We start from the raw sequence: 1,022 nt of genomic DNA, 5'->3' as shown, positions 1-1,022 counted from the left end.
TGCGTAAACCGCTGAAGGTTGCCACCCATTCCACGTGAAGCCTGCCACTCGGACCGGAGCAAGGCTGCCACCCATCGGAGCGTAGCGACGCGGGGTTTCTCTTCTTACTCCGAAGCCGTAGTGTCCGTCAACTTTGACTGCCGCTTTCGCATGGATTCGCCCCTGAGATTGATCTTGTAGGCGTTGTGAACGAGGCGGTCCAGGATGGCATCGGCTAGAGTGGCGTCCCCGATCACGTCATGCCATTGATCCATGGGTAATTGGCTGGTGGCGATGGTTGAGCGCCGGCCATGGCGGTCTTCCAGCACCTCCAGCAAGTCTCTTCGGTTCTCCGCGCTCAGCTTCATGAGCCCCCAGTCATCCAGGATCAGCACATCCACTTTGGCGAGGTTGGTCAGGAGTTTGGCGTATTGGCCATCTCCCTTGGCGATGGTCAGTTCCCGTAGCAGCCGGGTCAGGCGCACGTACTGTGCGGTATAACCCTCTCGGCAGGCCTTGTGCGCCAAGGCACAGGCCAACCAGGTTTTACCAACCCCGGTGGGGCCTGTGATGAGTATGTTCAGGTGCTCCTTCACCCATTGGCAGCCAGCCAGGGACTGGATGAGTCCTTTGTCCAGGCCGCGGGAGTTCCGGTAGTCAATGTCTTCGAGGATGGCGGTGTGTCGCAGTTTGGCCCGGCGCAACCGGCTGCTCATGCGCCGGTTGTCCCGTTCGGTCATTTCCCTATCAACCAGCAGCCCAAGGCGCTCCTCGAAGCTCAGGTCGGTGATGTCGGGGGTGGCCGACTGATCCGCCAGGGCGGCGGCCATGCCGGTTAACTTGAGAGTGTGGAGCTTATCCAGAGTCGGATGTTTCAGCATGTCAGGTTCCTTCAGTGGTAGTAGGCGGGGCCGCGGATGTTGTCGTGAGTGTCGGGTAAGGCCAACTCCTGTTGCTCTTCCAGAGGCTGCTGATCCAGACGGTGTTTGAGGATGGACTCGATGCTCTTGTAGCGGCAGCTGCCCAGCATCAGGGCGCGCTGG

General features: G+C 60.2%; 1 protein-coding gene. It reads right to left on the bottom strand.

Features of this window, described 5'->3' with window-relative positions; all coding sequences use genetic code 11:
- Positions 1-104: 104 nt before the first annotated feature.
- A complete protein-coding gene (gene istB / locus ACFOZ5_RS13420; RefSeq protein WP_379888143.1) occupies positions 105-860 on the bottom strand; it encodes an IS21-like element helper ATPase IstB in 756 nt (251 codons plus the stop codon).
- Between the last annotated feature and the right edge of the window lie 162 nt (positions 861-1,022).

It is taken from the genome of Marinobacter lacisalsi (assembly GCF_042651045.1).
Lineage (GTDB): Bacteria > Pseudomonadota > Gammaproteobacteria > Pseudomonadales > Oleiphilaceae > Marinobacter > Marinobacter lacisalsi.
The sequence above is the reverse complement of the archived record's forward strand: the minus strand, read 5'-3'. Positions and strand labels throughout refer to the sequence as shown.

What these genes read in the sequence shown, in the direction of transcription:
- istB (WP_379888143.1), bottom strand. Translation starts at nt 860, where the DNA reads ATGCTGAAACATCCGACTCTGGATAAGCTCCACACTCTCAAGTTAACC.